Raw genomic sequence first — 17,940 nt, forward strand, 5'->3', positions numbered from 1 at the left:
GGAGAACAACAATGTTGCTAAGTCTTGCCATTTTCCTGCCCATCGCCTGCGGCGCCGTGCTGCTGGCTCTGGGTCGTGACGACCAGGCCAAAACCGTGCGTTGGCTGGCCTTGCTGGCCGCGCTGGCCAGCTTTGCCGTGACGCTGCCGCTGATCAGCGGTTTCGACAACAGCACGGCTGCCATGCAGTTCGTCGAAAACCAGCCCTGGATCGAGCGTTTCAACATCCGTTACCACCTGGGCCTGGACGGCATCTCCATGTGGTTCGTGCCGCTGACGGCCTTCATCACCGTCATCGTGGTGCTGGCCGCCTGGGAAGTGATCGAGTCGCGCGTCAATCAATACATGGGCGCCTTCCTGATCCTGTCGGGCCTGATGATCGGCGTGTTCTCGGCCCTCGACGGCATGCTGTTCTACGTGTTCTTCGAGGCCACGCTGATTCCGATGTACATCATCATCGGCGTCTGGGGCGGCCCGCGTCGCGTGTACGCCGCCTTCAAGTTCTTCCTCTACACCCTGGCCGGTTCGCTCTTGATGCTGATCGCGCTGCTCTACCTGTACTTCCAGTCCGGTGGCAGCTTCGACATCCTGACCTGGCACAAGCTGCCCCTGGCCGGTGGCACGCAGACCTTGCTGTTCTTTGCCTTCCTGGCTGCCTTCTCGGTGAAGGTGCCGATGTGGCCGGTGCACACCTGGCTGCCTGACGCCCACGTGGAAGCGCCCACCGGCGGTTCGGTGGTGCTGGCCGCCATCATGCTGAAGCTGGGCTGCTACGGTTTCCTGCGCTTCTCCCTGCCCATCGTGCCGGACGCGGCCCATCAGTGGTCCTGGCTGATTATTGCCATGTCCCTGATCGGCGTGGTCTACATCGGCCTGGTGGCTCTGGTGCAGCAAGACATGAAGAAGCTGGTGGCCTACTCGTCCATCGCCCACATGGGTTTCGTGACCCTGGGCTTCTTCATCTTCAACGACCTGGGTGTGCAGGGCGGTCTGGTGCAGATGATCTCGCACGGCTTTGTGTCGGGCGCGATGTTCCTGTCCATCGGCGTGCTCTACGACCGCGTCCACTCGCGTGAGATCGCCAGCTATGGCGGCGTGGTCAACACCATGCCCAAGTTCGCGGCCTTCGCCCTGTTCTTCGCCATGGCCAATTGCGGCCTGCCTGCCACCGCCGGTTTCGTGGGCGAGTGGATGGTGATCCTGGGCACCGTGCGCTACGACTTCTGGCTCGGCGCCATTGCCGCCACGGCCCTGATCTTCGGCGCGGCCTACACCTTGTGGATGTACAAGCGCGTCTACTTCGGTGCCGTCACCAACGACGATGTGCGCAATCTCAAGGACATCAACGCCCGTGAGTTCCTGATGCTGGCAGTGCTGGCCATTGCTGTGCTGTGGATGGGCGTGTACCCCAAGCCCTTCACCGATGTGATGCAGGTGTCGGTGGCTGAGTTGCTCAAGCATGTGGCAACGTCCAAGCTGATCCCCGGTTGATTCTTAGGGCCAACAAGACATGAACAATATGAACTGGCTCGCGGTTTATCCCGAAATCATTTTGCTGGCCATGGCCTGCGTGGTGGCCTTGGCGGACCTGTTCGTCAAGGACCCGGCGCGCCGCCCGACCTACTGGCTGACCCAGCTGACCCTGGTGGCCGTGGCCACCGTGCATTTCAGCGCCTTCAGCGAAGGCCAGACCCTGTATGCCATGCAGGGCATGGTGGTGTCCGACCCCATGGGCCATCTGCTGGGCTTCTTCGCCAGCATCGCCACCATCGTCGTGCTGGTCTATGCGCGTCCCTACGCCGCTTCGCGCGAGATGCTCAAGGGTGAGCTCTTCACCCTGAGCCTGTTCTCGCTGCTGGGCGTGTTCGTCATGCTCTCGGCCAACAACTTCCTGGTCATCTATCTGGGCCTGGAATTGATGAGCCTGTCGCTCTATGCCCTGGTGGCCCTGCGCCGTGACCATGCGGTGTCGACCGAAGCGGCGATGAAGTACTTTGTGCTGGGCGCCCTTGCCAGCGGCTTCCTGCTCTATGGCTTGTCCATGATGTACGGCGCCACCGGTTCGCTGAGCATTCCGCGCGTCTTCGAGGTCATCTCCACCGGCGTGCCCAACAAATCGGTGCTGGTCTTCGGCGTGGTCTTCGTGACCGCTGGTCTGGCCTTCAAGCTTGGCGCTGCCCCCTTCCATATGTGGGTGCCGGACGTCTACCAAGGCTCGCCCACGGCCGCGACCCTGCTGATCGGCTCGGCGCCCAAGCTGGCAGCCTTTGCCATCACCGTGCGTTTGCTGGTGGAAGGCATGATCGGCCTGGCCGTGGATTGGCAGCAGATGTTGATCGTGCTGGCGGTGATGTCGCTGCTGGTCGGCAACCTGGCCGCGATCGCCCAGACCAACCTCAAGCGCATGCTGGCCTACTCGACCATCGCGCAGATGGGCTTCATGCTGCTGGGCCTGGCTTCGGGCGTGGTGAACAACAACACCCTGTCCGCCGCCAATGCCTACAGCTCGGCCATGTTCTACGCCGTGACCTATGTGCTGACGACCCTGGGCAGCTTCGGCATGATCCTGCTGCTCTCGCGCGCTGGTCATGAGGCCGAGGAACTCAAGGACCTGGCCGGTCTGGCCAAGCGCAGCCCCTGGTTCGCGGTGGTGATGGCGGTGTTCATGTTCTCGCTGGCTGGTGTGCCGCCGACTGCGGGCTTCTACGCCAAGCTGTCGGTGCTGCAGGCCCTGGTCTCGACCAATGTGCCGTTCTATCTGGGCCTGGCCATTGCCGCCGTGGTGGTGTCGCTGATCGGCGCCTTCTACTACCTGCGTGTCGTCAAGGTCATGTTCTTCGACGAACCCACGGACCGCGCGCCCCTGGCAGCGCCTGCCGATGTGCGTCTGGTGCTGTCGCTGAACGGTGCCGCCGTGCTGGTCTTTGGTGTGCTGCCCGGCGGTCTGATGGCCTGGTGCGCGTCTGCCATCGTCAAGACGCTGGCGACCTGATCCTCCGGTTTCGCTTTTTCTACCGAATCCATGGATCAAACCGCAGCCGTCTGGCTGGTTTTGTTGGCGGCTGTTCTGGCCGCCAACCTGCCTTACTTCAGCAACCGGGTCCTGCTTGTGGGGCCGCGCCGCAGTCCCAAGGCGGTGGGCTGGCGTCTGCTGGAATTGGTCTTGCTCGCGCTTCTGACCCTGGGACTCGGTTTCCTGCTCGAGTCCAAGCTCGGTCAACGCCAGCCTCAGGGCTGGGAGTTTTACGCGGCCGGCTTCTGTCTCTTCGTGACCCTGGGTTTCCCGGGCTTTGTCTGGTGCTACCTGCGCCGCCATCGCCATGAACCCTGAGGGCGGCGCCGCTGCGCAGCCGGGCTCCACAAGTTCGGACGCCCACTTGCGCGAAGACAGCGTCTCCTCCGAGCGCGTCTTCAACGGCAACTTCCTCCACGTACAGCGCGACATCGTTCGCCTGCCCGATGGCGCCCAGGCCAGCCGTGAGTACATCCTGCACCCCGGCGCGGTCATGATCGTGCCGCTGCTGGACGATGGCCGTCTGCTGCTGGAACGTCAGTTCCGCTTCCCCATGGGCCGGGTGATGCTGGAGTTCCCAGCCGGCAAGCTCGATGCCGGCGAAGCCCCGCTGCGCTGTGCCCAACGCGAGCTGATCGAGGAAACCGGCTACCACGCGGCGGAGTGGGCCCATGCCGGCGTGCTTCACAACGCCATTGCCTACTCGGACGAAGGCATCGAGATCTTCTTTGCCCGCGGCCTCACGCCGGGCCGCCAGGCGCTCGATGACGGGGAGTTCATCGAGCTGCAGGCCTTTACCGTCGCCGAGGTCGATGCCATGTGCCAGGACGGCCGCATCACCGATGCCAAGACGCTGATCGGCCTGCTCTGGCTGCAGCGTTGGCAGGCGGGGGCTTGGGCCCTCAAATGGGTGGCTGCTGCGCAAGAATGAGTGGCGGTGGCCTGAAAGGCCTGCCGCCAGCGCTTACCATCGTTCCATGCTGGTTCTGAATCTTTGCTGTTCCCTCGATCATGGTTTCGAAGGTTGGTTCGCCTCTGCGGCCGACTTTGAGAGCCAGCAGGCGCGCGACCTGGTGTCCTGCCCCATGTGCGGCAGCAATGAGGTCCGACGTTTGCCCAGTGCGCCGCGACTTAATGTCTCGCACCTGCGCCGTGGTGCGTCTGGGGCTGAGCGTGCCGATACCGCCTCGCCTGCAGCGATCGCGGCACGTTCTGAGCCCTCGTCAATCAGCAGCGCTTCCGAGGTCGACTCAAGCGCCTCGTCTGCTGCCGAGTCTTTGGCGCGCGTGCAAGCGCACATGATGCAGGCTTTGCGTGCCATGGTCTCGCAAAGCGAAAACGTCGGCTCGCGTTTCGCCGAAGAAGCACGTCGGATTCACTACGGCGAGGCCGAGCCGCGCAGCATCCGTGGCCAAGCCAGCCGGGCTGACACCGAGGCTCTGGTGGAGGAAGGCATTGCCGTCTTGCCCTTGCCCGATGTGCCCGGGCTCAAAGAGCCTTTGCAGTAGGCGCCACGCCTCGTTGAACCTCGGGCTTTCTTGCCGATCCATGGCCTGACGGGTGCTGGGCGAAGCTAGGGTAAATCCGAGGCTCAATTCTGCTCCATGACCTATGGCCCACCCCTTGGGCTCACTTAAGCTGCGGGGCTTTTGTTCGGCTTTCAAAGACTCGCTTGAGGGTTGCTGCCGGCCACGCTGATCGGCTGGTTGCCGGCCTTGAGCGCGGGGTGGGCGTCATGCGGTTTTTGGGTGACCTCTGCTCACACACCAAGCCCGAACTTCCTTTTGTTTCCAGCTTGTTCAAACTCATCCAAACGGAGTTGATCCGATGACGCGTTCGTCCCGCCTTGCCCGTTCTGTTTCCCCGACCTTGCTGCTGTGCGCTGCACTGGCGCTCAGTGCCTGCGGCAAGCGCGAAGGGGCGGGCGCTGCGGATGCGCCCGGCAAGGCGGCCAGTGCCGCCGCCGCCCCGCTCTTGGTGGCACAGGAAGATTTGCGCACCTTGAGTCTGTCCAGCTATGCCTTCGGCCCCGTCATCACTGGCTCCATCCAGCCCGAGAAGCGCGCCGATCTGCGCGCCGAGGTGTCGGCCGTGGTGCTGCAGGTGCTCAAGGAAAACGGCGAGAACGTGCGCCGCGGCGACCTGCTGGTGCGTCTGGATGACACCTCCATCCGCGACTCGCTGGCGTCGGCCGAGGAGGGCGCCCGCGTGTCCGCCCAGTCGTTCGAGCAGGCCGAGCGCCAGATGCAGCGCCTCAAGACCCTGCAGGCCCAGGGCATGAGCTCGCTGCAAGCGCTGGAAGACGCCGAGCTGCGCCGCAACAACGCCCAGAACGATCTGGTCGCCGCCAAGGCTCGCCTGGTGCAGGCGCGCCAGCAGTTGCAACGCACCGAGGTGCGCGCGCCTTTTGACGGTGTGGTCAGCGAGCGCAAGGTTTCGGCCGGCGACACCGCGCAGGTGGGCAAGGAGTTGGTCAAGGTGATCGACCCGCGCAGCATGCGCTTCGAGGGCCTGGTCTCGGCCGACCGCATGCACGAGATCAAGGCGGGGCAAACCGTCAATTTCCGCGTCAACGGCTTTGGTGAAGGCAACTTCAGCGGCAAGGTCCGCCGCATCGATGCTGCCGCCAATGCCACCACCCGCCAGCTCGAAGTGCTGGTGGATTTCGCGCCGGGCAAGGCGCCGACGGTGGCCGGCCTCTATGCCGAAGGTCGGGTGGAATCCGGCAGCGTCAGCACCCTGATGTTGCCCGAGGTCTCGCTGCAGCGCGCGGGTGACGCGGCCCATGCCTGGCGCGTCAAGAACGGCGTGCTCAACAAGGTGGCGGTGGAACTGGGCGAGCGCGATGCGCGCCGCGGTGAGTTCGTCATTCGCAGCGGCCTGGCCGTGGGTGACCAGGTGCTGCGCAGCCCCGGTTCCAACCTCAAGGATGGTCAGAAAGTCCAAATCGCCGCTGCGGCCGTGGCCTCGGCTTCGGCGCCGGCCAGCACAGGGAAGTAATTGCCATGTTTCTTTCCGATTTCAGCATCAAGAAGCCGATCGCCACGATCGTCATCATCATTGCGCTGATGTGCATGGGCCTGCTGGCCCTGAAGAAGCTGCGCGTCAACCAGATCCCCGATGTGCAGGAGCCGGTTCTGGTGGTCTCCATCGCCTACCCCGGCGCCTCGCCCGAGACGGTGGAGCGCGAGGTGGTGAACCGCATCGAGAAGTCGCTGCAAAGCATCTCGGGCGTGCAGCGCGTGCGGGCCACGGCGGCCGAGGGCTTCGCCCAGATCGTGCTGATCTTCAACTTCAACAAGAACATGATCGAGGCCTCGGATGAGGTCCGCAACGCCATCGGCACGGTGCGCTACAAGCTGCCGACCGAGATCCGCGAGCCGGTGCTGGAGCGCGAGGACCCCGCCGCCGAGCCCATCATGCAGCTGGCCCTGTCCAGCAGCAAACACAGCCACGCTGAGATCTCGCGCATTGCCGAAGATCAACTGGCCGACAAGTTCCGCGCCGTGCCCGGCGTGGCCGTGGTCTTCGTCAATGGCGCGCTCAAGCGCGAGCTCAGCGTGCTGCTCCATGCAGAGAAGCTGCGTGAGAACAATGTCTCCGTGACCGAGGTGGTGGCGGCGCTGCGTAACCAGAACGGCACGGCTCCCGTGGGCAAGGTGCGAGGCACGCTGGAAGACCAGAGCATCCGTCTGCTTGGCCGTCTGGAGTCGCCGGCCGAGTTCCAGCAGATCGTCGTCAAACGCCGTGGCACCGAGCTGGTGCGCCTGTCCCAGGTGGCCAGCATCGAAGACGGCTACGGCGAGCTGACCCGCCAGAGCCTGCGCAATGGCAACCCCAATGTGGGTCTGGCCATCACGCGCTCGCGCGACGCCTCCACCGTCACCACGGCCAACAAGATCCGCAGCCTGGTCGACGAGATCAACAAGACCTTGCCCGAAGGCGCCAAGCTGGAAGTGACCCAGGACGGCGGCAAGGACGCGCAGAACAGTCTGAACAACGTCATCGAGTCCCTGGTGCTGGGTGCCGGCCTGACCATCTTCGTGGTCTATGTTTTCCTGAACTCCTGGCGTTCGACCCTGATCACGGCGCTGTCGCTGCCGACCTCGGTGATCGCGGCCTTCATCGCCGTCTGGCTGTGCGGCTTCACGCTCAACTTCATGAGCTTGCTGGGACTGTCTCTGGCCATCGGTGTGCTGATCGACGATGCCATCGTGGTGCGAGAGAACATCGTGCGCCACCTCGAGCGCGGCTCCGACCGGCGCACCGCGGCGCTGCAGGGCACGGCCGAGATCGGCCTGGCCGTGGCGGCCACCACCTTTGCCATCGTGGCTGTGTTTGTGCCCGTGGCCTTCATGCCGGGTGTGTCGGGTGAGTGGTTCCGGCCCTTCGCGCTGACCGTGGTGGCTTCGGTGATGGTGAGCTTGTTCATCTCCTTCACCCTCGATCCGATGCTGTCGGCCTTCTGGGGTGACCCACCGAATCATCACCAACTGCCCAAGAACGCCTTGGGTCGAGCCCTGGTTCGCTTCAACGACTGGTTTGACCATCAGACCGAGCGTTATGGCCTTGTCATCGCCTGGGCCCTGCACCATCGCAAATGGATGGCTGCCTTCGCCCTGGCCAGCTTGGTCGGCGCCGTGATGTTGCACGCCAAGTTCGGCGGCTCCAGCTTCCTGCCGGTGACCGACAACGGCATGGTCGCGGTGGAAGTGCGCACCCCCGCCAGCAGCAGCCTGGAGTACTCCAAGCTCAAGCTCGAAGCGGCCGCCAAGCTGGCGCGCGAGATGCCCGAGACCGTGGCCACCAACAGCAATGTCAACGTCAACGGTGGCCGCATCTATGTGGACATCGGCAAGGCCAAGGACCGCAAGCGTTCCGCCAATGAGGTGGCGAATGAGCTGCGCGAGAAGCTCTCGCGCCTGGTCGGTGCCGAGTACGCCGTCTCCGACAACCTCAACGGCGGCGGCCGCAAGCCGGTGCAGATCCGCTTCACCGGCGTCGATTCGCGCAAGCTGCTCGACATCACCAACGAGTTCATGGCCAAGTTGCGCAATGTCAAGGGCGCGGTCGATGTGGGCCTGTCTGAGCAAGACCCGCAGGACGAGTTGCAGATCGAGCTGAACCGCGGCCTGGCCAACTCTCTGGGCATCTCGGTCAACGATGCCGCGCAAGCCTTGCGTGTCGCTTTTGCCGGCGTGGAAGTGGGTGACTGGGTCGACCCCTCGGGAGAGACCCGCGATGTGGCCGTGCGCCTGCATCCCAGTGACCGTGTCGATGCCAGCAATATCGAACGCCTGCCCATTGCCGTCAGCGGCAGCAATGTGATGGTGCCGTTGGAGCAGATCGCCACCGTGACCATGGGCAAGGGTCCGTCCAAAATCAGCCATGCCGATGGCAAGCGCACCATCGCCGTGGCCGCCAACGTCCAGGGTCGATCGCCCGGCGAGGTCACGGCCGACGCGCTCAAGCTGGCCAAGTCCATCAATTTCCCGCCCGGCTACAGCCTGGAACTGGAAGGGGACTCGCGCGAGCAGAACGAGGTCTTCAGCGAGATGGGCATTGCGCTGCTGTCCGGCATCGGCCTGATGTATCTGGTGCTGGTGATGCAGTTCGGTTCCTTCACCGCGCCGCTGCCGGTGATGATGTCGCTGCCGCTGTCCCTGATTGGTGTGGTGCTGGCCCTCTTGATGAGCAACAGCACGCTCAACCTCATGAGTTTCATCGGCGTCATCATGCTGATGGGCCTGGTGGCCAAGAATGCCATCCTGCTGCTGGACGCCGCGCGTCAGCTGGAGCGTGAGGGCTTGGGCCGCGAAGACGCCTTGATGGCCGCCGGCCGCAAGCGCCTGCGCCCCATCCTGATGACCACCCTGGCACTGATCGCCGGCATGCTGCCGGTGGCCATCGGCCTGGGCGAGGGCAGCGAGTTCTACCGTCCCATGGCCGTGGCCATCATCGGTGGCACCATCACCTCGACCTTGCTGACCCTGCTGGTCATCCCGACCTTCTACGACAGCATCGAGATCGCCCGCGACCGCATGATCGCCAAGTTCCGTCGTCGCATGGATCGCTGGAACGGCCTGTTTGCTTTCGTGATGACCTTTGTTGAGGCCCTGCTGACCTTGATCCTGCTGCGCTTTGTCTTCCGCATGGTGCTCAAGGCATTCGACCTGCTGACCCGCCGCCGCGGCGGACCTGCGGCGCCGCAAGGTGCGGATTGAGCGGGCTCGGCTGATTCGGGCTCAGCCCATGCAAAAGGCCTCCTGAGTGGAGGCCTTTTTTTGTCGGCGCGGAAGCGGGCGGTTCAAGCCGGGCTCAGAGCACCCGGCCCGGATTCAGCAGCCCCTGCGGATCCAGCGCCTGCTTGATGGCGCGCATCAAGCCGATGGCCACGGGGCTCTTGCGCGCCACCAGTTCCTCGCGCTTGAGTTGGCCGATGCCATGCTCGGCCGAGACGGAGCCACCATGGGCGACGACCGCGTCGTAGACGATGGCGTTGATGGCCTTCTCGTGCTGGCTCAAGAACTCGCCAGCAGCCTGCCCCTCGGGCGCTTGCACGTTGTAGTGCAGATTGCCGTCGCCCAGATGGCCAAAGTCCACCATGCGGATGCCGGGAAAGGCTTGCGCCAGCGCCGCATCGGTGCCGCTGACAAAGGCCGGGATGGCCGAGACGGGCAGGGCGATGTCGTGCTTGATGTTCAGGCCCTCCTCGGCCTGAGCCAGCGGGATGGACTCGCGCAGATGCCAGAGCGCGTGCGATTGCGGCAGGCTTTCCGCCACGGCCGCGTCGCTGATCAGCTCGGCCTCCAGTGCCGCCTCCAGCAGGCCTTCAAACAGGGCGCGCGCATGGGCTTCGCTCTCTGCGTCCGAGATCTCCAGCAGCACCATCCAGGCGCTGGCCGCCAGCGGCTGTTGCAGCTGGGGGAAATGCTTGCGCACCAGGCCCAGCGAGAACTCGTTCATCACCTCGAAGCCGGTCAGGCCTGAGCCGGCGCGGGCGCGCGCGAGGCTCAGCAGTTGCACGGCCTGGTCCAGGCTGTCGCAGGCGGCCAGCGCCGTCATCTTGGCCACGGGCTTGGGGAAGAGCTTGAGCGTGGCCGCGGTGATGATGCCCAGCGTGCCCTCGCTGCCGATGAAGAGATCGCGCAGGTCGTAGCCGGTGTTGTCCTTGCGCAGACCGGAGAGGCCGTCCCAGACCTCGCCGGCGGCCGTCACCACCTCCAGACCCAGGCAGAGCTCGCGCGCATTGCCATAACGCAGCACCTGCGTGCCGCCGGCATTGCTGGCCAGATTGCCGCCGATGGTGCAGCTGCCCTCGGCCGCCAGGCTCAGCGGGAACAGCAGGTCTTGCGCCGCGGCCGTGGCCTGCACGGTCTGCAGAATGGCGCCGGCTTCCACCGTCAGCGTCAGGTTGGCGGCGTCCAGGGCGCGCACGCGGTTCATGCGGCTGAGGCTGAGCACGATCTGCGTGCCGCTGGCATCGGGCGTGGAGCCGCCGACCAGGCCGGTGTTGCCGCCCTGCGGCACCAGGCTCACGCCATGGGCGGCGCAGAGCTTGACGACGCCGGCCACCTGCTCGGTATTGGCCGGCCGGGCCACGGCCAGGGCGCGGCCGGCATAGCGGCGGCGCCAGTCGAGCTCATACGCGCTCAGGTCTGCATCACCGGCCTTGGCGCCGCCGATCAGCAAGCCGGCTTCGCCGAGCAGGGATGTCAAGGCCTCGATCAGGGCCGCGTGTTCTTGTCTCATGGTTCTGGTTGTTATGGGGGTGTTGCAGAAAATCGATGCGGGCCGGGCGGCGCCTGGGGCTCAGGCCTCGCTGCGCTCGGCCTTGGCTGCCGCCAGGCGCTGGCGCACCTGCAGGGCACAGGCCACAAAGATCAGCACGCTGAGCAGCACCTCGGCCGTGGCCAGCCACATGGCCAGGCCGCTTTCGCTGGTGGCGCGCACGGCGCCCTCGGCGAAATACAGCCACACCATCAGGCTCAGCCAGCGGAAGGTGTAGAGCCGATAGCGCCACAAGCCGGCCATGGGCAGCAGCAAGGGCAGGGCCTTGATCGCCAGCGAGCCGCTGCCTGTGGGCGCCAGCCATAGTTCCCAGGCCAGGCACAGCACAAACAAGGCCATCAAGGCGCCCAAGGCCAGATTGCGGCTCAGCGCCTCCTGTGGGCTGGCTTGGGTGCGCCCGGTGGGCGGTGGCGGCGGGGCTTCGCGCGCAGCCGCACGGGCCGCGGCTTTGGCGGCGCGGGCGGCGGCTTTGGCCGCTCGCTCGGCGCGGCGCTGTTCGGTGGGGCTCAGCGGGATGGGCGTGGCTGGAAGCTCGATGGGAGAGGGTGCATTCGCGCTCTGGGGCGCGTTCGATGGCAGGGGCGGCTGAGACATGCTGGCATCATAGCCAGCATGCGAAAACCGAGTTCTGACCCCCTGATCCAAAGGCCGACGCTGGATCAGTTTCTTGTCTCCCTGCAAAACTGGCCCTGGCGCCTGACCGTTCACAGCCTGCGCGAGCGCTTTCGGGAAGGGCGCCTGGGCCTGACCGCCGGCAGCCTGACCTTCACCACGCTGATCTCCCTGGTGCCGCTGCTCACCGTGATGCTGGCCTTGTTCACGGCCTTCCCGATGTTTGCGTCCTTCCAGGTGGCGCTGGAAAAGTACTTCCTGAAGAGCCTGATCCCCGACACCATCGCCCGGCCTGTGCTGGGCGCGCTGACCCAGTTTGCGTCCAAGGCCAGCCGCCTCGGTACCGTGGGTCTGGTGGCCCTGGGCCTTTCGGCCCTGGCCTTGATGCTGACCATCGACCGCACCTTGAATCAGATCTGGCGCGTCAAGCGCCCGCGGCCGATTGCCCAGCGGGTGCTGGTGTACTGGGCGGCCGTCACCCTGGGCCCCATCCTGCTGGGCGGCAGCCTGGCCTTGACCAGCTATGCCATCACCACCGGCCATGAGCTGGTCAGCACCCTGCCGGTGTCCCTGTCCCTGCTGTTCAGCACGGCGCAATTCTTGTTTCTGTCCTTCGGCGTGGCGTCCTTGTTCCACTATGTGCCCAACACCGATGTGCGCTGGCGCCATGCGCTGCTGGGCGGCGTCTTCGTCACCGTGGGTTTCAATCTGGCCAAGGCCGGCCTCGCTTGGTACGTGAAACAGGTGCCGACCTTCTCTACGCTTTACGGCGCGTTCGCCACCGTGCCCATTTTTCTGGTCTGGCTCTATCTCGGTTGGGTGATCGTGCTGCTGGGCGCCTTGCTGGCGGCCAATGCGCCCAGCCTCAGCAGCGGCATGCTGCGCCGGCCCGAGACGCCGGGCCTGAGCCTGGAGCTCTCGCTGGGCGTCTTGCGTGAGTTGCGCGACAGCCAGGCGCGCGGCGAGGGCGGGCTGACCAGCTTGATGCTGGCCCGCCGCCTGCGGGTGGACCCGCTGCAGCTGGAGCCGGTGCTCGATCAGTTGCTGGACCTGGACTGGCTGGGCCGGCTGGAAGAGGAGGGAGCGCAGCGCCTGGTGCTTCTGTGTTTGCCGCAGGAAACCCTGGCCCAGGCCTTGCTGCAAGCCACGCTGGCCGAACGCACGCCGGGGCTGGCGCCGCTGTGGGCGCGCAGCGGCTGGGAGCGTGTCAGCCTGGCCGAACTGCTGGACGCACAGCCGGCCTGATCGCCCTCAGGGGTGCAGCACCACGAGCAGGGCCACGGCCGGCTCGGACTGCGCATCGCCCAGCGCCGCAAGGTGGCGGATGGCATGCGGTCCGTCGACGGCATAACGCGCGGTTTCGCCGGCGCTCAAGGTCCGGCTGCTGCCACCGGCTTCCACGCGCAGGCTGCCGCTGAGCACGCTCAGGTGCTCGCGCGAGCCAGGCTCGTGCGCGGCCGATTCCAAAGCGCCGCCGGGCTGAACCGTCAGCTGATACCACTCGAACTGCCCGGCCAGGTCGATGGGGCCGAGGATGCGCAGCTGGCACAGGCCGTCGGGGCTGCTCATGCCCGGCGTGGCGTGGGCGGCCACGGTTTCAATCGCCGGCGCTGCGGCGCGCTCGCCGCCGAGCAGCTCGGACAGCTCCACCCGCAGCGCATTGGCCAGGCGCCAGACCACGGCCACCGTGGGGTTGGCCTGGTTGCGCTCGATCTGGGACAGCATGGATTTGCTCACCCCGGCGCGGCGCGACAGCTCGTCCAGCGACAAGCCCTGGCTTTGCCTCAGGGCTTGCAGGGTGGCGCCGACCTTGGGCGGCTCCAGATGATCCAAACTCGGCACGGACATGACGCTTGACCCCAAAAAGGAAATCCCAGATACTGCACGACAGTTCGATATATCGAACTATGTTCAATTTAGCGGATTGTGCATCAAGCCCAGTGGGGTGAGCCGCCGCGCGCAACGTCAAGCCACACCCAGGAGACCCTCATGGCCAGCAGCGAAGACTTCTACGCCCATATTCGCAATGAACTGGCGGGCATCCGCGAGGCCGGTCTCTACAAGAACGAGCGCGTCATCACTGGCCCGCAAGGCTCGCTGGTGCACACCAACGATGGCCGCGAAGTCATCAACCTCTGCGCCAACAACTACCTGGGTCTGTCCTCGCACCCGGCGGTGATCGAAGCCGCGCACGAAGCCCTGCGCAGCCACGGCTACGGCCTGTCTTCGGTGCGCTTCATCTGCGGCACGCAAGACCTGCACAAGACCCTGGAACAGCGCCTGGCCAAGTTCCTGGGCACCGAGGACACCATCCTCTACGCGGCGGCCTTCGATGCCAACGGCGGCCTGTTCGAGCCCCTGCTCGGTGAGCAAGACGCCATCATCAGCGACGAGCTGAACCACGCCTCCATCATCGACGGCATCCGCCTGTGCAAGGCCAAGCGCTTCCGCTACAAGCACAACGATCTGGCCGATCTGCAAGCCCAGCTGGAGGCCGCCAAGGCCGCCGGCGCCCGCCACACCCTGGTCTTCACCGACGGCGTGTTCTCCATGGACGGCACCATCGCCCAGCTGGACAAGATCCGCGCCCTGTGCGACCAATACGGTGCGCTGCTGGGCATCGACGAATGCCATGCCAGCGGCTTCCTGGGTCAGACCGGCCGCGGCACGCATGAATACCGCGGTGTGTTTGGCAAGATCGACATCATCACCGGCACCCTGGGCAAGGCCCTGGGCGGCGCCTCGGGCGGCTTCACCTCGGGCCGCAAGGAAGTGATCGAGCTGCTGCGCCAGCGCTCGCGCCCCTATCTGTTCTCCAACACCGTGGCGCCCAGCATCGTCGGCGCGTCCATCGCCGTGCTCGACCTGCTGGAGGGCTCCACCGCCCTGCGCGACAAGCTGGAGGCCAACACCACCTACTTCCGCGAGGCCATCCAAGCCGCCGGCTTCGAGATCAAGCCCGGCACCCACCCCATCGTGCCCATCATGGTCTACGACGCGGTGATGGCGCAAAAACTCAGTGCCCGCATCCTCGAGCTGGGCGTTTATGCCGTCGGCTTCTTCTTCCCCGTGGTGCCCAAGGGCCAGGCGCGCATCCGCGTGCAGGTCTCGGCCGGCCATGAGCGCGAGCAGCTGGAGCGCGCCGTCGCCGCCTTTGCCCAGGCCGGCCGCGAGCTGGGCCTGATCAAGGCCTGATTTTCTGAAGCCCCTCCCCGAACTGCACTCAGACCCATGAGCACCCCCAAGATTCTCATCATCGGCGCCAACGGCCAGATCGGCACCGAACTGGCCCAGGCCCTGGCCTTGCGCCACGGCAACGACATGGTCATCACCAGCGACCTGGCGCCTGAAGGCCGCGTGCCGGCCCTGACGCACGAGATGCTGGACGCCACCGACGCAGCGGCCATCGCCGCCGTCGTCAAGCGCCACAGCATCACCCAGATCTATCTGCTGGCGGCCGCGCTGTCCGCCACCGGCGAGAAGCACCCGATGTGGGCTTGGGACCTGAACATGAAGGGCCTGCTCAATGTGCTGGAGCTGGCCCGCACCCAGAAGCTGGACCGCATTTTCTGGCCCAGCTCGATCGCAGCCTTTGGCCCCAACACACCGGCCCTGGACACGCCCCAAACCACGGTCATGGACCCGACCACGGTCTACGGCATCTCCAAGCTGGCCGGCGAGCGCTGGTGCCAGTGGTACTTCGAGAAGCATGGCGTCGACGTGCGCAGCCTGCGCTACCCCGGCCTGATCAGCTACAAGACGCCCCCGGGCGGTGGCACCACCGATTACGCCGTGGACATCTTCCACTCGGCGCTCAAGACCGGCCGCTACACCTGCTTCCTGGAAGAGGGTCAGGCCTTGCCCATGATGTACATGCCCGACGCCCTGCGCGCCACCATCGAGCTGATGGAAGCGCCGGCCGAAGCCATCAAGCAGCGCGGCAGCTACAACCTGGCCGGCGTCAGCTTCACCCCGGCCGAGATCGCCGCCGAGATCGCCCGCCAGGTGCCGGGCTTCCAGATCGACTACGCGCCAGACTTTCGCCAGGCCATCGCCGCCAGTTGGCCGCAGCGCATCGACGACAGCGCCGCCGTGGCGGACTGGGGGTGGAAACTCGAGTACGACCTGAAGGCCATGGCCACCGATATGCTGACCCAGCTGCGTCCCATGCTGGGCCTCTGACTCGCGTGCTGGGTCTGGCGCCGGACTGGATCTGAGTCGGCGGCATCGCAGCGCGCCGACAAATGAAGCGCAGCGCTGCTAAGCTGTGCTGATGCTGCTGAATTCCGCCTCCCTCCGCCCCTCACTCCTGCCGCGGCTTGTGCTGCGATGCTTTCGCTCAGGTCCCGCGTCGAATTCCGCCTTGCCCGCCCGGCCACGGGTCGCTGCGCTGCTGTTTGTGGCAATGGCTGTGCCTGGCTTGTGCCAGGCGCAGGCCGTGCGCGAGGGTGATGCCGCGGGCGATATGCGTTACCTGCTCGGTATGTCCTACCGCTACGGACCGGAGTATTTTGGCGCCCGGCAGAACGGTGGGGATATCAAACCGCTCTGGGCTTTGCGTTGGGGGCGCTGGCGCATTGCCACCTCGGGCTCTTCGGGATTGATGGGTTTCGGCCGCGAAACCGTGGACGGCGGTGCTGGTGCCAGCCGCGAGCTGTTCCGCAACGAGAACTTCAGCCTCGGATTTGGCCTGCGTATCGACAGCGGCCGAGACAGCCGCGACAGTGAGAGCACCCAGGGGCTGCCCGATGTGAAGCGCACCCTGCGTGGACGGGTCTACGTCAGCTACAACCTGGCCCCCGGCTGGCAGCTTGGCGGCAGCTTGAGCCAGGACCTGGCGGGGCGTGATGGCGGCCTTGTCTGGAGTACCGATCTGCGCAAGCAACTCTACCGTTCGGCCGGTGGCGAGCTCAGTGTTGGCATCGGCGTGTCGGGCGGCAATGGCCGCTATATGCAAAGCTACTTCGGTGTTCCTGAAGGGCCGGCGGCGGAGCGCCTGGGTCGCAGCTATAGCCCGGGCTCGGGCTTGCGCGACGCTGGCCTGGGCCTCAGTTACACGCGTTCGATCAGCAAGCATTGGGTCTGCTTCAGCAGCCTGGGCACCGGCCGCCTGCTGGGGACGGCCGCTGACAGCCCTCTCAACCAGAAGTCGGGCTCCTTCAACTGGAGTCTGGGCCTGGCCTACCGCAACTGAGTTCCCCACTCGCTCCCATCATGGATACACCTGTTGCCGCTGCCAAGGCCGGACGCCATTTCCTGCCGCGCTGGGCCCTCTGGGTCTTGGGCTTGTTGCTGATTGCGGTGGCTCTGGGTCTTTGGCACAGCCAAAGGGGCAAGGCTCTGCCGGCGGAGCAGCTGCAGCGGCGCGATTTTGTGCAGACCGTGGTGGCCAGTGCTCGCGTGGAGGCGCCGCACCGGGTGGACCTGGCGGCGCAGATCACCGGCACGGTCAGCGAAGTGCCGGTGGCGCAGGGGCAGGCTGTGGCGCAAGGCCAGCTGCTGGTGGCCCTGGAGGCCAGTGAGCTGAAGGCCGCGCAGCGCCAGGCCGAGGCGGCCTTGCAGCAGGCGCAGCTGAACTTGCGCCGCCTGGGTGAGGTGCAGCTGCCGGTCAGCGAGCAGCAGCTGCGCCAGGCGCAAGCCACGCTCGATCTGGCGCGTGCCCAGCTGCAGCGCAGCGAGCAGCTCCATCAACAAGGATTCATCGGTGCGGCCGCCCTCGATGAGGCCCGCAAGAGCCTGAGCCTGGCCGAAGCCCAGGCGCGTGTCAGTCAGGCCCAGACCCGCAGCCTGCAGCCGGCTGGCAGCGAGCTGGCCCTGGCCCGCGCCGCCCTGAGCCAGGCCGAGGCCGCCGCCGACCTGGCCCGGGCGCGGGCCCGCTACACCCGCATCCAGGCGCCGGTGGCCGGCACCCTGATCGCCCGCAATGTCGAGGTCGGTGATGTGGTGCAGGCCGGGCGTTTGCTGATGACGCTCTCGCCCCAGGGCCGGACCGAGCTGGTGCTGTCCATCGACGAGAAGAATCTGCGCCTGCTGCAGCTGGGCCAGCCGGCCCTGGCCTCGGCCGATGCCTACCCCGAGCAGCGCTTTGCCGCGCGCGTGGCTTATATCAACCCGGGCATCAATGCCCAGACCGGCGCGGTCGAGGTGCGCCTGGCGGTCGATGCGCCACCGGTCTATCTGCGCCAGGACATGACGGTCTCGGCCGACATCGAGGTCGGCAGGCGCCAGCGCGCCCTGCTGCTGGGCCTGGCGCAGGTGCATGAGGCGTCGGGCCAGAAACCCTGGGTCTGGCGCGTCGATGCCCAGCAGGGGCTGCAGCGGCGCGAGATTGAGCTGGGCCTGCGCAGCGGCGGCTGGGTCGAGGTGCTGGGTGGTTTGGCTGAAGGCGACGTGGTGCTGCAGGCTGCGGCTGCGGATGCTGCGGGTCTGAAAGCGGGCGACCCTGTGCGGCCAGTGTTCGCCAAGCCGACAGCAGCCGCACCAAGGTCCTTGCCCGCCAGTCGCTGAAACAGGCGCTGACACCTG

15 protein-coding genes are annotated in these 17,940 nt (G+C 66.0%); 12 read left to right on the forward strand and 3 right to left on the reverse strand.

The genetic code is table 11. The features are described from left to right. The first annotated feature begins 11 nt into the window (after positions 1 to 11). The 7 genes from C1O66_RS23080 (at position 12) to C1O66_RS23110 (ending at position 9,236) form a co-directional block, all read left to right on the forward strand. The gene (locus C1O66_RS23080; protein ID WP_102770328.1) at positions 12 to 1,490 is read left to right on the forward strand and encodes an NADH-quinone oxidoreductase subunit M; all 1,479 of its coding nucleotides are present in this window, start codon (positions 12 to 14) and stop codon (positions 1,488 to 1,490) included. A 19-nt stretch (positions 1,491 to 1,509) separates the two neighbouring features. After that, positions 1,510 to 2,991: an NADH-quinone oxidoreductase subunit NuoN gene (gene nuoN, locus C1O66_RS23085; RefSeq protein ID WP_102770329.1), complete on the forward strand. Its 1,482-nt coding sequence runs from the start codon at positions 1,510 to 1,512 to the stop codon at positions 2,989 to 2,991. Positions 2,992 to 3,021: 30 nt separating this feature from the next. Next, positions 3,022 to 3,330: a DUF2818 family protein gene (locus C1O66_RS23090; protein WP_102770330.1), complete on the forward strand. Its 309-nt coding sequence runs from the start codon at positions 3,022 to 3,024 to the stop codon at positions 3,328 to 3,330. Continuing rightward, positions 3,320 to 3,943, forward strand: coding sequence for an NUDIX domain-containing protein (locus C1O66_RS23095; RefSeq protein WP_102770331.1), 624 nt, complete (start codon positions 3,320 to 3,322; stop codon positions 3,941 to 3,943). The genes C1O66_RS23090 and C1O66_RS23095 overlap by 11 nt, the downstream gene beginning before the upstream one ends. Positions 3,944 to 3,989: 46 nt before the next feature. Next, the gene (locus tag C1O66_RS23100; RefSeq protein ID WP_102770332.1) at positions 3,990 to 4,520 is read left to right on the forward strand and encodes a DUF1178 family protein; all 531 of its coding nucleotides are present in this window, start codon (positions 3,990 to 3,992) and stop codon (positions 4,518 to 4,520) included. A 319-nt stretch (positions 4,521 to 4,839) separates the two neighbouring features. After that, positions 4,840 to 6,012 carry an efflux RND transporter periplasmic adaptor subunit gene (locus C1O66_RS23105; RefSeq protein ID WP_102770333.1) on the forward strand — a complete coding sequence of 391 codons (1,173 nt, stop codon included), beginning with the start codon at positions 4,840 to 4,842 and terminating at the stop codon, positions 6,010 to 6,012. 5 nt (positions 6,013 to 6,017) lie between these two features. Continuing rightward, entirely contained in the window at positions 6,018 to 9,236 is a 3,219-nt protein-coding gene (locus tag C1O66_RS23110; RefSeq protein ID WP_102770334.1) for an efflux RND transporter permease subunit, read from the forward strand. Between the two features lie 94 nt (positions 9,237 to 9,330). On the opposite strand, the gene C1O66_RS23115 is transcribed toward C1O66_RS23110, so the two are convergent. Both C1O66_RS23115 and C1O66_RS24685 read right to left on the reverse strand, forming a co-directional pair. Beyond that, a complete protein-coding gene (locus tag C1O66_RS23115; RefSeq protein WP_102770335.1) occupies positions 9,331 to 10,764 on the reverse strand; it encodes an FAD-binding oxidoreductase in 1,434 nt (477 codons plus the stop codon). Positions 10,765 to 10,824: 60 nt separating this feature from the next. Beyond that, on the reverse strand, positions 10,825 to 11,397 hold the full coding sequence (locus C1O66_RS24685) for a DUF2069 domain-containing protein (RefSeq protein ID WP_102770336.1): 573 nt from the start codon (positions 11,395 to 11,397) through the stop codon (positions 10,825 to 10,827). Between the two features lie 18 nt (positions 11,398 to 11,415). Between C1O66_RS24685 and C1O66_RS23125 the strand changes: the two genes are divergently transcribed. Next, positions 11,416 to 12,660, forward strand: coding sequence for a YihY family inner membrane protein (locus tag C1O66_RS23125; RefSeq protein ID WP_102770337.1), 1,245 nt, complete (start codon positions 11,416 to 11,418; stop codon positions 12,658 to 12,660). Between the two features lie 6 nt (positions 12,661 to 12,666). Here the strand turns inward: C1O66_RS23125 and C1O66_RS23130 are convergent, their stop codons facing one another. After that, positions 12,667 to 13,263: a helix-turn-helix domain-containing protein gene (locus tag C1O66_RS23130; protein WP_102770338.1), complete on the reverse strand. Its 597-nt coding sequence runs from the start codon at positions 13,261 to 13,263 to the stop codon at positions 12,667 to 12,669. A gap of 141 nt (positions 13,264 to 13,404) precedes the next feature. Here C1O66_RS23130 and kbl point away from each other — a divergent pair, with 141 nt between their 5' ends. The 4 genes from kbl (at position 13,405) to C1O66_RS23150 (ending at position 17,922) form a co-directional block, all read left to right on the forward strand. After that, positions 13,405 to 14,610 carry a glycine C-acetyltransferase gene (kbl, locus tag C1O66_RS23135; protein WP_102770339.1) on the forward strand — a complete coding sequence of 402 codons (1,206 nt, stop codon included), beginning with the start codon at positions 13,405 to 13,407 and terminating at the stop codon, positions 14,608 to 14,610. A 36-nt stretch (positions 14,611 to 14,646) separates the two neighbouring features. Continuing rightward, positions 14,647 to 15,597, forward strand: a complete 951-nt coding sequence (locus C1O66_RS23140; RefSeq protein WP_102770340.1) for an NAD-dependent epimerase/dehydratase family protein — start codon at positions 14,647 to 14,649, stop codon at positions 15,595 to 15,597. Positions 15,598 to 15,820: 223 nt separating this feature from the next. Next, positions 15,821 to 16,609 (forward strand): MipA/OmpV family protein, encoded by a 789-nt coding sequence (locus C1O66_RS23145; RefSeq protein WP_165794751.1) that lies wholly within the window; start codon positions 15,821 to 15,823, stop codon positions 16,607 to 16,609. Between the two features lie 20 nt (positions 16,610 to 16,629). After that, positions 16,630 to 17,922 carry an efflux RND transporter periplasmic adaptor subunit gene (locus tag C1O66_RS23150; protein ID WP_102770342.1) on the forward strand — a complete coding sequence of 431 codons (1,293 nt, stop codon included), beginning with the start codon at positions 16,630 to 16,632 and terminating at the stop codon, positions 17,920 to 17,922. The last annotated feature ends 18 nt before the right edge of the window (positions 17,923 to 17,940 follow it).

The sequence above is a fragment of the Paucibacter aquatile genome, assembly GCF_002885975.1.
Lineage (GTDB): Bacteria > Pseudomonadota > Gammaproteobacteria > Burkholderiales > Burkholderiaceae_C > Paucibacter_A > Paucibacter_A aquatilis.